At 54.3% G+C, this 13636-nt stretch carries 13 protein-coding genes, 1 tRNA gene and 1 pseudogene; 4 read left to right on the forward strand and 11 right to left on the reverse strand.

Going from position 1 to position 13636, the window contains the following annotated elements:
- Nucleotides 1-58 precede the first annotated feature (58 nt).
- From ABLU78_RS11000 to ampR, 3 genes are all read right to left on the reverse strand, one after another.
- A complete protein-coding gene (locus ABLU78_RS11000; protein WP_045388707.1) occupies nt 59-742 on the reverse strand; it encodes a molecular chaperone in 684 nt (227 codons plus the stop codon).
- A gap of 55 nt (nt 743-797) precedes the next feature.
- Nucleotides 798-1325, reverse strand: a complete 528-nt coding sequence (locus ABLU78_RS11005) for a fimbrial protein (RefSeq protein ID WP_015368070.1) — start codon at nt 1323-1325, stop codon at nt 798-800.
- A gap of 444 nt (nt 1326-1769) precedes the next feature.
- Nucleotides 1770-2660 carry a LysR family transcriptional regulator AmpR gene (ampR, locus tag ABLU78_RS11010; RefSeq protein WP_045413093.1) on the reverse strand — a complete coding sequence of 297 codons (891 nt, stop codon included), beginning with the start codon at nt 2658-2660 and terminating at the stop codon, nt 1770-1772.
- Between the two features lie 142 nt (nt 2661-2802).
- On the opposite strand from ampR, the gene ampC reads away from it, so the two are divergent.
- Nucleotides 2803-3948 (forward strand): CMY2-MIR-ACT-EC family cephalosporin-hydrolyzing class C beta-lactamase, encoded by a 1146-nt coding sequence (ampC, locus tag ABLU78_RS11015; RefSeq protein ID WP_048228401.1) that lies wholly within the window; start codon nt 2803-2805, stop codon nt 3946-3948.
- A 686-nt stretch (nt 3949-4634) separates the two neighbouring features.
- The gene (locus ABLU78_RS11020; protein WP_048228402.1) at nt 4635-5261 is read left to right on the forward strand and encodes a helix-turn-helix domain-containing protein; all 627 of its coding nucleotides are present in this window, start codon (nt 4635-4637) and stop codon (nt 5259-5261) included.
- Between the two features lie 27 nt (nt 5262-5288).
- Here ABLU78_RS11020 and ABLU78_RS11025 read toward each other — a convergent pair.
- From ABLU78_RS11025 to proB, 6 genes and pseudogenes are all read right to left on the reverse strand, one after another.
- A pseudogene (locus ABLU78_RS11025) lies at nt 5289-5423 on the reverse strand (IS3 family transposase); the annotation flags it as partial.
- Nucleotides 5424-5572: 149 nt separating this feature from the next.
- Nucleotides 5573-5899 (reverse strand): DUF1493 family protein, encoded by a 327-nt coding sequence (locus ABLU78_RS11030; protein ID WP_015704508.1) that lies wholly within the window; start codon nt 5897-5899, stop codon nt 5573-5575.
- Nucleotides 5893-6357, reverse strand: coding sequence for an STM2901 family protein (locus ABLU78_RS11035; protein WP_015704509.1), 465 nt, complete (start codon nt 6355-6357; stop codon nt 5893-5895). Before ABLU78_RS11035 ends, ABLU78_RS11030 begins: the two co-directional genes overlap by 7 nt.
- 769 nt (nt 6358-7126) lie before the next feature.
- Nucleotides 7127-7199: transfer RNA gene (locus tag ABLU78_RS11040), tRNA-Thr, on the reverse strand.
- Nucleotides 7200-7313: 114 nt separating this feature from the next.
- Nucleotides 7314-8567 carry a glutamate-5-semialdehyde dehydrogenase gene (proA, locus tag ABLU78_RS11045; protein ID WP_032712700.1) on the reverse strand — a complete coding sequence of 418 codons (1254 nt, stop codon included), beginning with the start codon at nt 8565-8567 and terminating at the stop codon, nt 7314-7316.
- Between the two features lie 10 nt (nt 8568-8577).
- Nucleotides 8578-9681, reverse strand: coding sequence for a glutamate 5-kinase (gene proB, locus ABLU78_RS11050; protein WP_015368077.1), 1104 nt, complete (start codon nt 9679-9681; stop codon nt 8578-8580).
- Between the two features lie 289 nt (nt 9682-9970).
- Between proB and phoE the strand changes: the two genes are divergently transcribed.
- Entirely contained in the window at nt 9971-11023 is a 1053-nt protein-coding gene (gene phoE / locus ABLU78_RS11055) for a phosphoporin PhoE (protein ID WP_015368078.1), read from the forward strand.
- A 64-nt stretch (nt 11024-11087) separates the two neighbouring features.
- Here the strand turns inward: phoE and ABLU78_RS11060 are convergent, their stop codons facing one another.
- Complete coding sequence (locus ABLU78_RS11060; protein ID WP_032712701.1) at nt 11088-11654, reverse strand: NlpC/P60 family protein; 567 nt, start codon at nt 11652-11654, stop codon at nt 11088-11090.
- A 226-nt stretch (nt 11655-11880) separates the two neighbouring features.
- Nucleotides 11881-12678, reverse strand: a complete 798-nt coding sequence (locus ABLU78_RS11065) for a helix-turn-helix transcriptional regulator (RefSeq protein ID WP_015368080.1) — start codon at nt 12676-12678, stop codon at nt 11881-11883.
- A gap of 101 nt (nt 12679-12779) precedes the next feature.
- On the opposite strand from ABLU78_RS11065, the gene ABLU78_RS11070 reads away from it, so the two are divergent.
- On the forward strand, nt 12780-13577 hold the full coding sequence (locus ABLU78_RS11070; RefSeq protein ID WP_048228403.1) for a sulfite exporter TauE/SafE family protein: 798 nt from the start codon (nt 12780-12782) through the stop codon (nt 13575-13577).
- Nucleotides 13578-13636: the final 59 nt, after the last annotated feature.

The following is a 13636-nucleotide window of genomic DNA, read 5'->3' on the forward strand; positions in this document are numbered from 1 at the left end:
GCGCCAGACATCCAGGGATCGTCCTTATTTTATTATGGCTAGCCATTGTATTGCTCTCTTACTGAATGCGGATATCTTTAATTTCCGTATGTCCGCCAAAATCATTGATAAAAGTGAATGACATCTGATCCGCTGCCGCCGCGCCGGCTGGCAATTTGATGTTCAGAGAGTCCATGGGTTTAACCATGTCAGCATTCACTTTCCAGGTCTTCGCGCCGCTCTTCAGCGTAAGTACGCCGAAAGTCACGTGCAGCGGACCTTTGTTAGTCACGACCAGCTCGTTACCTTGTTTACGCCAGGTCAGGGCCTGCGCTTCCTTTTGTAAGGTGGTTTTCAGCGTGGTAGGGCGGTAGAACAGCTTCACGCGGGTACGGATCGCAATCTGCAGTACGTTTTCTTGTTTCGCCGAAGGCGGAATTTCCTGCACGTTAATCCAGTACACGGTTTCGCGGTCGGTCGGTAATCCACTGCCGGAATAAACAAAGCGCAAAATAGCGTCTTTATTGCCCGCCAGTTTTAAAATCGGCGGAATAGCCTGCATCGGTAAATTGGTTGGCGTTGCGGTGGCGTCACCGGTATCAAGCCAGGTCTGAACCATCCATGTTTCATCGGTATCATTGTGAATGGATAACGCCGCAGATTTTTCCCCGCCGTTATAAATAACCCGAGTCTGATCGACCTGAATACCCGCAAAAGTATCCAGCGAGACAAATAACAATAAAGCGGTTAATAACTTTTTCATTTCACGTTCCAAATAATGGTACCGGCCATCCATGGCCAAAAACATTTATCCGTAATTATTTGTACTCGATGGTAAAGGTGGCGTTTGCGTTAGCAGAGCCAGCTTCCACGGTTTTCAGGAAAGATTTGTAGCGAGCTTTCAGATTGAATACCGCAGTGCCGCTGTTGTCGTCAGACGCTGCAACGTTAACCCACGGGGAGTTGTCGTCTGCGCTCTGGTTGATCGGGACGATTTTTTCGTCGTTGGTCAGGATTTCGATACCTACGCCTTTCGCGTTATCAACGGACAGCAGGTTCGGGTTACCAGCAACGGTCGCACCGTCGAAGCGCAGGGAGTAATCACCGGCTTCACATTTTTCCAGGTTGATGGTGAACGCTTTAGAAGCGGTAACATCGCCAACAGCGTTGAACGCGGTAGTCGGGTATTTACCGATGAAAACGTCTTTGTTCTGGTCGGTAGAAGTCACAGTACAGGTTGACTGGATGATTTCACCGGTGAAGTTGACCTTGCCGTTAACTGCGTAAGCACTGGTGGCGGACGCGGACAGGATCAGTGCTACAACAGGCAGTAATTTCTTATTCATTTTAACTCCATGTACTTAAGGGGATAACCATAGTGGTAATCAAACACGGCAAGCGAATACCGTGCAGATGGGTATCCAGATAACCTATGTTGGCGTGTTGATCGCGATGAAATATACAGCAACAGTTTTCGCGTTTTGATTGCTTCGGTGACTTAATTACAGAAAATTAATAGACATAAACGATGCACTTGATCGGACTTATCTGATATTGGCAACCATAATAATTTTATGGTCAGCGGGTGGCTGGAGAGGATGTCATGGGGACGGGTAATTAATTAAAATGTTGTTTTTAAAGTTTTTATTGTTTTTTTTATCAGGGGGGAAAACGTTTCTGCGCAGGCCAGGGCAAATTAAAAACGCTGCATAATCCAGCGCTATGCATAATGTGTAAGCGTTATTTCCAAATGTTTCCTATTTCCTTCGGGAGCGTCTTCTGATGGCGCATTACTCCGCCGAATTAACCCCTTTTAAGGCCTCCGCCAGCCAGCGGGAAAAATGCAACATTGCCGGCGTTTCCGGACGCGATTGCAAACGTGTCAGCCAGTAGTTGCCGAGATCGATATGAATCTTAAACGGCTGCACAATGCGTTTTTCTTCCAGCAGATGGCTGAACATTTTTACCGGGGCAATAGCCACGCCTAAGCCTGCCTGCGCCGCTTCCAGCATGGTCACGGATGAGTCGAAGACAATAACCCGATGGGTTGGCGAAGGCGGCAATTCTCCCGCTGCCTGCATCCACGCCGACCATTCGTCGCGGCGATAAGAACGCAGCAGCGTGAACTGCAAAATATCCTTCGGTGTATTTAGCCGGGCAGCTAACGACGGGGCGCACAGCGCGGAGAGTGGGGCGGCGCACAGATACTGCGCGGCGGTATCATGCCAGGCGCCGCCGCCAAAGCGAATCACATAATCCAGCCCCTCGGCGGCGGGGTCGACGCGATTATTATGGGTGGATATCTGCAAATCGATATGCGGACACTCGCGCCAGAAGGCTGGCAGCAGCGGGAACAGCACACCCGTGGCGAAAGTGCCGACTACGCCGATCTTGAGCTTCTCCTGCGCCTGGTGACCGGTGAAACGGTCTAGCATCCCGGCAATCCTTTCAAACGACTCATTGAGTACCGGTAACAGGCCTTCTCCTTCGGTGGTGAGCTTGAGGCCGCGCGACACGCGAACGAACAGCTGACAGTTAAGATGTTCCTCCAGCGTCTTCACATGCTGGCTGATGGCGGAGTGGGTGACGTTAAGCTCAATCGCCGCGCGGGTAAAACTGAGATGCCGGGCGGCCGCTTCAAAGGCCCGTAGTGAATTAAGAGGAAGGTAGCTGCGCGTCATAACATTATCCGTTAGAAAAACTAAAGCCTGCTGCTAAATTTAACAGTTTGTCAGCGCAGTGCAAAACACCGACACTGAGCGCGTCTGAAGGGCCCGGACGAGAGTGGATATTGAGCGAGAACCGATAATGGAAATAAACTTCATGATGAAAAAATCCCTTACAGGCGTACTGCTGCTGGGCGCCTCATTTTCGACGTTTGCCGCGCCGCAAACGGCGGAGCAGCTGCGCGAACTGGTCAATCAGACCATCACCCCGTTAATGAAAGAACAGGCGATACCGGGCATGGCGGTGGCGGTGATCTATCACGGCAAACCCTACTATTTCACCTGGGGCCAGGCCGATGTCGCCGGCCAGCGTCCGGTGACGCGACAGACGTTGTTTGAGCTGGGCTCTGTTAGTAAGACTTTCACCGGCGTGCTGGGCGGCGATGCGGTGGCGCGCGGAGAAATTAAGCTCAGCGATCCGGCGCAGAAGTACTGGCCGCAGCTCACCGGCCAGCAGTGGCAGGAGATCTCGCTGCTGCATCTCGCCACCTATACCGCAGGCGGTCTGCCGCTGCAGGTTCCGGACGAGGTGACGGATGAAGCGGCATTACTGCGTTACTATCAGAACTGGCAACCGCAGTGGGCGCCGGGTAGTAAACGGCTGTACGCCAATGCCAGCATTGGCCTGTTCGGCGCGCTGGCGGTGAAACCTTCCGGCATGGGCTTTGAACAGGCGATGAGCCAGCGGGTTTTGCAGCCGTTAAAACTGAGCCACACCTGGATTAACGTACCGCCCGCCCAGAGCAAGGACTATGCCTGGGGTTATCGTGACGGTAAAGCGGTACATGTTTCGCCGGGGCAGCTGGACGCTGAGGCTTACGGCGTGAAGTCGAGCATTGAGGATATGGCGCACTGGGTGCTGGCGAATATGAACAGCGAAGCGGTGCAGGATAAAAATCTGCGGCAGGGGATCCAGCTGGCGCAGTCGCGCTACTGGCGGGCTGGGGAGATGTATCAGGGGCTCGGCTGGGAGATGCTGAACTGGCCGGTGTCGCCCGAGGTGCTGATTAACGGCAGCGATAATAAGGTTGCGCTTGCCGCGACGCCGGTAACGGCGGTCAAGCCGCCCGCGCCGCCGGTGAAAGCCTCCTGGGTACATAAAACCGGCTCCACCGGCGGATTCGGCAGCTACGTGGCTTTTATTCCGCAACAGGATCTCGGCATCGTGATGCTGGCGAATAAAAGCTACCCCAACCCGGAGCGGGTGAAGGCGGCGTATCATATTCTTGAGGCGCTGCAGTAAGGACGGTCGCGCCGCGCTTAGCGGGGCCAAGGTGGCGCTAACTGGTAGATACTGTTATCGGTTTGCAACCTTTTAGCTTGAGAAAAGCGTTTATCTCGTTTCGCTCCAGAGTATCTTGCGCTCCCGGTTAATTTTTCTGCAACATGTTTTCCGTGGCGCAGGGAGCGCACAGGGGGCGGCCAGTCGCCGCCGCCCCCTGTACCCCCGGGCTCTGGCCGCCAAAATCGCCACTTCGTGGTTCCTTCGACTTATCCCTACAGGCTACGGGTCGGGCCGAGGCAGCGTCCCTGCAAATCACGGCCCTCAGCCCGCATTCATGCGGGCTGTCCCGGTCTTCCGGTAACGTCTCAGCGATTTTGAGGCCACCAACACCGGCAGTTTCAGTCAGCATGGTGAATAAATTAAAGGCAGGCCGCACGGACCGTAGGCCGGATAAGGCGCAGCCGCCATCCGGCGTACAGGCGGCTCCCTACCTGTGCCCATGCCCGGCGGCGCTGCTTGCGCGGGCCTACAGATTCAGTGCAATGGGTGGGCCCAGTGCCATAGGTTGCCCGGATAAGGCGCAACGCGCCGCTATCCGGGAGAGCGCCCGCTTCATCATTGGCAAATTGCTCAATGCCGTTACTTGCGAATAGACGCAATCTGCTGAAAACTATCAGCGAGATGGTGAACCACAGGGAACGGCAATGGCTGGACGTATTGACTATCAGATTGAAAAATTTCAGTTCATCGAGCGCAACGAATCTCCGCGTATTACCCGCCAGTGGGCGGAAGTCATTGCTGAATGTCAGCAGGAAAAGGCAAACAGTGAAACGCGTTTGCGTACTGCGTTGCTGAATGTCGACTACGCCACCAGCTTCGAACTGCCGTTTCGTTTATTGCTTATCCGCGCCCCGCAACTGGTGGATCGCTTACGCCATGCGCTGGCGCTGAATCAAAAGAGCGTGGTGATTAATGGTAAGAAGCGCGGCTGCGTTTACAGCCTGAAAGCCGATCTCAGCACCGTTCCGGAGGAGTTTTGTTATCGCTTTGTGAGCCGGATTATTCGCAGCGGACCGGACGCGGTCTCTGCCGCGCCCTATCAACAGCTGGCAAAAGAGATAAAGGCGCCGCGCGAGCGGTTACGTCTGGCGCTGGAAAGTGGTTTGCAGGTCAATGCGCTGGATGGGCTGTTCTGGTTTGGCATCCAGCGTATCGCCGCGGATATTTCGGCGCTGCGTTCTGCGGGAATGGCGATTACGACTGCGGAAGTGGAGGTGGCGGATAGCCTGACCAGAACGACGCGAATGATAGCGGCGTATCAGGTGGGGTGATCTTACCCACGTAATATGGACACGGCGCTAAGCGAGGTTCTGATTTTCAAATTGTTCCGGGCTGAGTCCGCCACAGGCACTGTGACGACGCCACCGATTGTAATCGCACTCGATATAATTGAACACCATCGTTCGCAGCATTTCCCGACCGATAAAGCGCTCGGCGAAGATCTGGAGGTCATTAGTAAGATGTTGGGGCATCGCTCCACGAACACACACGCGCCTACCTGGGGATCACACAGGCCAAAGTAGACGCACTACGAACGAAGTATTCAACGGGCATTAAGAGAGGGACACGCGCTTGGGCATTCTTATTCGTACAACCATCTTCCGGCTTTAGCTGATTCGATCAGCATACCAACATTGAAATCTGGTACAGGAACAGGCTCTGTTTTCTTAAATGGATTCCATGAAACAGGCTGATCAGGATAGTAAGTTTCTATTTTAAAGTTTCCTCGTTCAACCTTGAACGCATCGAAAAACTTATCCATTAACTCACCAGCTTCAAGCTCATCAAGACTCAAGTCAGTATCAAGATCCGTTTCAGGTGTTAGCTCTACTTTCTTGAACTTGAATAGGTACGTGCCAGCGTAAGGCCGTACAAGCTCATAAACGCGCTGCTCAACATTGTTTACCATAACTTATCGTTACCCCGCGCTATAGCGTTGTAGTCTCGGATAGTGCGATAGGTGATTTGAGAGATATCAGAAGCTAAGATAACCCACCCCACGACAGGAATAGCCCTGCCCGTAAAGGTTCCAATGTTAGCTACCGCCCTGATTCTGATTGTAGAAGGTGGATAACCACCAATAACGGAAGGTAGTTTGATACCGAAAGGGAACTGCGCTTTTTTGAACACTTTTCGCGAGGCTTTAGACGCATAGGATGTTCCCTTTTCAGCACCGTTTGGTTTTGCCCTTGTAGGGAGAGTATTACGCCCAGATACAATGGCAACTACAGCACCGAAATCAACAAGACCTAAACCAAGTTGATCAACAACATTTTCACAGAAGACCATGAAAAATAGCTCGGAGGCGGTGAGGTTTGAACGCCCCGCATAGAAGTATGTTCCGTTAAGTTCCTCGACTGTATCCACGTCCCAATCCTTATGACTCTGAATGTATTGCAATCATAACGGCTGCTTTTCATACAGTCACCTCTAAAACATGTTGTTAGCCGCTCGTGCCAGCTTGATTTCCTCTAGCTCTTCCTGCTTCTTAGCAAGTCAGGCTTTCCCCTCTGGTGTTGCCAGGAATTTACGAGCGTGAATCTTACGGTTGTTGCGCTTCGTAGGTGCTTTTTAGTTAGCTTTTGACATGATATCCCCTCCGCTGAATCTGCCAGCGCTCAACGTACAGCAGAGAGACAGTACAACGAAAGTTTCAATGGTGCAGATTATAGATGACAATTACGTGCCGTGTTGGGCACATAAGAAAGGGCTGAGCGAAGCGACATCCGCAAGTAATATGATCCCTTCACAGGGACGTTAAAGCCTCAGCATGTTCTCTTATCAGGTAGCCGTTGTAATCCGGTGGCTGAAACCGTGGCAGAGCCGGATTCTTTCCCGATCCGGTTAGTCTTCCCAACATTACGCCTGTTTATTCTCTGCAACGTCATCTCGACGTGTTGCATCCTTGAGCGCCGCACGAAGCGTGGAACTTTGCTAAGGGTTTTGGTATGAGGATTAGAGACGCTGGCGACGTCTTCTGGCTTCAAAGTGAATCTGTACAGGGTTGAGCCTGGTGACTACCTGCCCATATGTTGTACGATACCAAAGCCAGTACAACACACAGGCGTTTGGATGTGATTTTAGAAGATACAATTTCTTGGGTATTTTAACCTAAGTCATTGAATTTCTTAGAGAGTGCCGATAATAGGAGTCGAACCTACGACCTTCGCATTACGAATGCGCTGCTCTACCAACTGAGCTATATCGGCCCTGAAAGGACGCGTTCACCTGCGTGAAGCACGGGGTAGAAGGTTAAAACTAAGTGGGTGATGCGTCAATGCCCTTTCGAATCAAACGGCTACTTTTGCATCACCCGCTTAGCGTTAAGCACGAATGGTATCGTCGCCGAAACCAATCCACTTATAGGTAGTCAGCGCTTCCAGGCCCATCGGCCCGCGGGCGTGCAGCTTCTGGGTGCTGACCGCCACCTCCGCGCCGAGGCCGAACTGGCCGCCGTCGGTGAATCGGGTAGAAGCGTTAACGTATACCGCCGACGAATCCACTTCATTAATAAAGCGATTCGCATGGCGCAGGGTACGCGTCAGAATAGCATCGGAATGCTGGGTACCGTGTTCACGAATATGGGCAATCGCCTCATCGAGGTCGGCGACAACTTTCACGTTCAGATCCAGTGACAAATACTCGTCGTCGTACTGCTCCGCTTTCACCGGCTCCACCTTCGCCGGACCATTCTGCAGAAGGGGCAGAGCGGCCGGGTCGGCGTGCAGCGTCACGCCGCTCTCCGCCATCTGTTTGCTCAGCGCAGGCAGGAAGGTATCGGCGATATTACGGTGTACCAGCAGCGTCTCGGCGGTATTGCAGGTGCTCGGGCGTTGGGTCTTGGCGTTAACGATGATCTTCAACGCCGGTGCGATCTCTGCCGAATCGTCGACGAAAATATGACACACGCCGATACCGCCGGTGATCACCGGGATCGTGGATTGTTCGCGGCACAGCTTATGCAGGCCTGCGCCGCCGCGCGGGATCAGCATATCGATGTATTTATCCATCTTCAGCATTTCGCCGACCAGCGCGCGATCCGGGCTCTCGATTGCCTGCACCGCGGCAGCCGGCAGGCCGCACTCCTGAAGCGCCTGCTGAATCACTTTCACCGTCGCGGCGTTGGTGCGCCAGGTCTCTTTACCGCCGCGCAGAATAGCCGCGTTGCCGGTCTTCAGGCACAGAGAGGCGACATCGACGGTCACGTTCGGCCGCGCTTCATAAATCACGCCGATCACTCCCAGCGGTACGCGGCGACGTTCGATACGCAGGCCGCTATCCAGCAGACCACCGTCAATCACCTGGCCGACCGGATCCGCCAGGCTACACACCTGACGCACGTCATCGGCGATGCCGCGCAGGCGCGCCGGCGTCAGCGCCAGGCGATCGAGCATCGCGTCGCTCAGGCCATTGGCGCGGGCGTCGCTGAGGTCCTCGGCGTTAGCGCGCAGGATCTCTTCGGTCTGCGCTTCCAGATAATCAGCAATCTTGTTGAGAACCTGATTTTTCTCGCGGCTGGAAAGCAGCGCGAGTTGGTAAGAGGCCGCTTTGGCCGCAATGCCCATTTGTTCCAGCATTTTCAGCTCCTTAACGGGTAATCATATCGTCGCGATGGACGGCCACCGGGCCGTATTCATAGCCGAGGATGGCATCGATTTGCTGCGAGTGCTGCCCGGCGATCAGGCGCAGGGCGTCGCTGTTATAGCGGCTTACGCCGTGAGCGATATCGCGGCCTTCGCTACTGCGGATTCGGATAACTTCGCCGCGGGAGAAATTCCCGCTGACGGTTTTGATGCCTTTTGGCAGCAATGAGCTTCCTCTTTCCAGAATAGCCTGGGTCGCCCCGGCATCGACGGTGATTTCACCGGCCGGCGGCGCGCCGAAGATCCAGCGTTTGCGGTTCTCCAGCGGTGATTCCTGAGCGTGGAAACAGGTGCCCACCGGCAGGCCTTCCATCGCGTGGCCGATAACGTCCGGGCGGTTGCCGGCGGCGATAATGGTATCGATGCCCGCGCGACAGGCGACGTCCGCAGCCTGCAGCTTGGTGCCCATGCCGCCGGTGCCGAGGCCGGAAACGCTATCGCCTGCGATGGCGCGCAGCGCGTCATCGATGCCGTAGACATCTTTAATAAGCTCGGCCTGCGGATTGCTGCGCGGGTCGGCGGTAAAGAGTCCCGGCTGATCGGTTAACAGCAGCAGTTTATCGGCGCCGGCGAGAATGGCCGCCAGGGCGGAAAGATTATCGTTGTCGCCGACTTTGATTTCAGCGGTGGCGACGGCGTCATTCTCATTAATGACCGGCACAATATTGTTATCCAGCAGTGCGCGCAGGGTATCGCGGGCGTTGAGGAACCGCTCGCGATCTTCCATATCGGCACGGGTCAGCAGCATCTGGCCGACATGAATGCCGTAAATAGAGAAAAGCTGCTCCCACAGTTGGATAAGACGGCTTTGGCCGACTGCCGCCAACAGCTGTTTTGAGGCAATGGTGGCGGGCAGTTCAGGGTAGCCGAGGTGTTCACGTCCGGCGGCGATGGCCCCGGAAGTCACAATCACAATGCGGTGCCCCATGGCATGCAGCTGCGCGCACTGGCGCACTAACTCAACGATATGGGCGCGGTTCAGGCGTCGGGATCCGCCCGTTAAAACACTGGTGCCCAGTTTTACCACCAGCGTCTGGCTATCACTCATGATTTTCTGCCGTTCAAAAGGAATATCGAGATCGAGCTGATGTTGTAACAGGAGTCAGGCCGCTTGCCAACTGCTGGCGTATTGGTCAAGCCATTTTATTGCGCGGATCGGGCATTCTGCGCAGGCAAGATGACATATTTATGACGGAAATATTTAAACATTCTTTTTTATAAAAAGTTCCATTTCGTCATAAATATTTAACACTACAGCGTTAAAAAACCTCCAGTTTTTGACGGGGCCTTCGCCCGGAATTGATAAGCGCGTGTAAATAAATCACCAGGACCACATAATGAAAAAGCGTTCACTGGCATTAATGATGATGGGTTTTGTTGCTTCTTCGGCTTCACAGGCAGCGGAAGTATACAATAAAGACGGCAATAAACTGGACGTGTACGGCAAAGTGAAAGCCATGCACTACTTCAGCGATTATGACAGCAAGGATGGCGACCAGACCTACGTTCGCTTTGGTATCAAAGGCGAAACGCAGATCAACGATCAACTGACCGGTTATGGCCGCTGGGAATCCGAATTCTCCGGCAATAAAACCGAAAGCGATTCTTCGCAGAAAACCCGTCTGGCGTTTGCCGGCGTGAAGTTAAAAGAGTTTGGATCATTTGACTATGGTCGTAACCTCGGCGCGCTGTACGACGTTGAAGCCTGGACCGATATGTTCCCGGAGTTCGGCGGCGACTCTTCCGCGCAGACCGATAACTTCATGACCAAACGCGCCAGCGGCCTGGCGACCTACCGCAACACTGATTTCTTCGGCCTAGTGGATGGTCTGAATATGACCCTGCAATATCAGGGCAAAAACGAAGGCCGTGAAGCGAAAAAACAGAATGGCGACGGCTTCGGCACCTCTTTAAGCTATGATTTCGGCGGCAGTGATTTCGCCGTCAGCGCGGCTTATACCAGTTCTGACCGTACCAACGATCAGAACCTGCTGGCGCGCGGCCAGGGCTCCAAAGCGGAAGCCTGGGCCACCGGCCTGAAGTACGACGCCAACAATATCTACCTGGCGACAATGTACTCTGAGACCCGCAAAATGACCCCGATCAGCGGTGGTTTTGCTAATAAAGCGCAGAACTTTGAAGCGGTCGCCCAGTATCAGTTCGATTTCGGTCTGCGTCCGTCTCTGGGCTATGTACTGTCGAAAGGCAAAGATATTGAAGGTGTCGGCAGCGAAGATCTGGTCAATTATATTGACGTCGGCCTGACCTACTACTTCAACAAAAACATGAACGCCTTTGTGGATTACAAAATTAACCAGCTGAAGAGCGATAATAAGCTCGGTATTAACGATGACGACATCGTCGCGCTGGGGATGACCTATCAGTTCTGATAAAACTGAGCGTAATAAAAATAAAAACCGCGGCCCTGAGCGCCGCGGTTTTTATTTGTCTGGATTAGCGGTTTTTCGCCAGATGCAGATCGTCGTTATTCATGGTGATCTGCGCGTTATATTCCTTCGGCAAGCGCCGCGCCTGATAAAAGACGCGGTTCCAGTACGGATTATCCAGAGACGAACGCATGACGCCCTGGCTGGCGGAGGCGTGCAGGAAGTTGTGGTCAGTATCGTAGAAACCGACGTGCATGCCGCCGTGAATGCGGAAGAAGACTAAATCGCCAGGTCGTAACTGCTGCTTGCTAACCCGCACGCCCATATGCAGAAGATCGCCGGTGGTCACGCGGTCCATTGGCAGATTGAAGCGGTCCTTCAGCGTACGCCAGACAAAGCCGGAACAGTCGACGCCGCTCTGGTCGGTGCCGCCCCATTCATAAGGGGTGCCGTCCCAGGTGTGCATCTGATCGTGCAGGGCGGCCAGCACCGGTATCAGATCGTCGGAGCCGCTGTCGATCGGCTCATAATGATGCTGCGCCACCGCCTTGGGCGGTTTTTTTGGGGAAGATGAACATCCTGCCAAAATCAATAAAGGAACAAGTAATAAAGCGTGGCTGAGTTTGGGCTTCATGTCGTTATTTTCATGTTAGGGATCGACCGTCGCCATTTATAGCGTATTCAGGGAAACGTCAGAATGATGAAACGCAAAATTTACGAAAACTTACGTACCGCAGGCATAAATTCGCCGGTACCGTAATAAGCACATTTTTCAGATAGTAAACGCGGTGATTTTATTTATTAATAAATGTTTACTATCTAAATCAAAATATAACAGGCCAGAATCAGGATGTTCTTATTTATCTGACGCGAGAGACAGGCGTGCCTCCTTTAAGATGGCGGATAAAAGAGGCTGGCGCATAGCCCATCGCTTTGCGGAACATGGCGGTAAATGCCGCCGGATGCTCATAGCCAAGGCTTAACGCCACGTCGGTAATGCTTCGTCCTTCTCGCAGGGCGGTGAGAGCGTACATCAGGCAGGCTTTATGACGCCAGTCGCGAAACGCCATCCCGGTCTCCTGCAAAAAGCGGCGGTTGAAGGTACGCAGGCTTTGACTCATCTTTTGGGCCCACAGCTCCGGCGTACTGTGAATCTCCGGCTGGCGGAGAAACGCGCTGCATAGTTCAGCCAGCCGCGGATGTTGCGGTAGCGGCGTAAACATCGGCAGCGGCGGGGCGGCCTGCAGTTCAAACAGTAATAGGGCGATAAGCGCCGCATCATGTCCGCTCTCTTCATACAACAGCGGCAACTGGCAGGCGGCCAATAGCAGTTGATGTAGCAGCGGCGAAACCTGCAATACTTCGCAGCGTACCCCGGCGCGCGGCGCGTCCTGCGGTTCGATATACAGACTATGGGTGCTCACGCCCGGCATCCAGACGCGATGCGGTTTGTTAGCGGGTATCCATACGCCGCTGAACGGCGGCACCAGCCACTGACCGTCATCGGTTTCGACTTTCATCAAGCCATTCACGGCATAGAGAAACTGCGCTCGCCGGTGATGATGGCGCGGTAAAAGGGTGTCAGGCGGATAATCGCTACCCAGGCCTAATACCCGGCGCGGCAGATGATCGACATCATTAATCGCGATATTGCGCATGCGTACTCTCCTGGCTGAAAATCGTAATATATTGGCTTTTAATCGTAAGTCAGCCATTCCGCTATTCTATATCGTTACCTCCCTGAATGGAGGAACGGTATATGATATTTGGGCTTTTTGTTTGCGGACTGTTGTCCGGGGTAACCACCTGGCTGTTTGGCTTCGGCGGCGGCTTTGTTACCGTGCCGCTGCTTTACCTCTTGCTGAGCCATCAGGGCGCAGTAGGCGGTCAGGCGATGCAAATAGCGGTAGCGACGTCGGCGCTGGTGATGCTGTGCACGTCGCTGTTGGCAAGCGGCCGCCACCTGCGCGCCGGAACGGTTCACTGGCGCTCCCTGCTGCCGATACTTGGCGGCATCGCCATCGGCGGTATTGCCGGCGCGGCGCTGGCGCTGAGGGTCAACGGCGAGTGGATCCGCTGGCTGTTCATTTTGTACCTGGCGGTGACCATCGTGGATTGCTACGTTCGCCCCGGCTTTATGGCGCGGTCGACGGCTTGCGCACCGTCGAGTGCAGGGCGCGAGACTATCCTTGGCGGCGGGATTGGCCTGATTGCCGCCTTCCTTGGCGTTGGCGGCAGCGTGATGACCGTGCCGCTGATGCGCCGGCGTGGCGCGACGATGGCGCAGGCCGCGGCAATGGCCAACCTGCTGACGCTGCCGCTGGCGGCGACCGCCAGCCTGACGTGGCTGCTGATGGCGCCGATGGCGGCGCTGCCCTCCGGTTTCATCGGTAATATCTGGTGGCTGGCGGCCGGGCTGCTGGTGGCCGGGAGCTGGTTGGGATTGCGGGGCGCATCGCGCTGGTTGGCAAAACTCCCCGATCGCTGGCACGTGCGGATCTACCCGCTACTATTGCTACTGGTGCTGCTGGCGATGTGCTTTGGCGGGGTGGGCTGAAAGCGCTGGCGGATCATGCTCCTGTCATCTTCTTTATACATGCTCTCGCAGGCTTATAT

The sequence above is a fragment of the Klebsiella sp. JN_Kp122 genome, from assembly GCF_040062085.1.
GTDB classification, from domain to species: Bacteria; Pseudomonadota; Gammaproteobacteria; order Enterobacterales; family Enterobacteriaceae; genus Klebsiella; species Klebsiella aerogenes.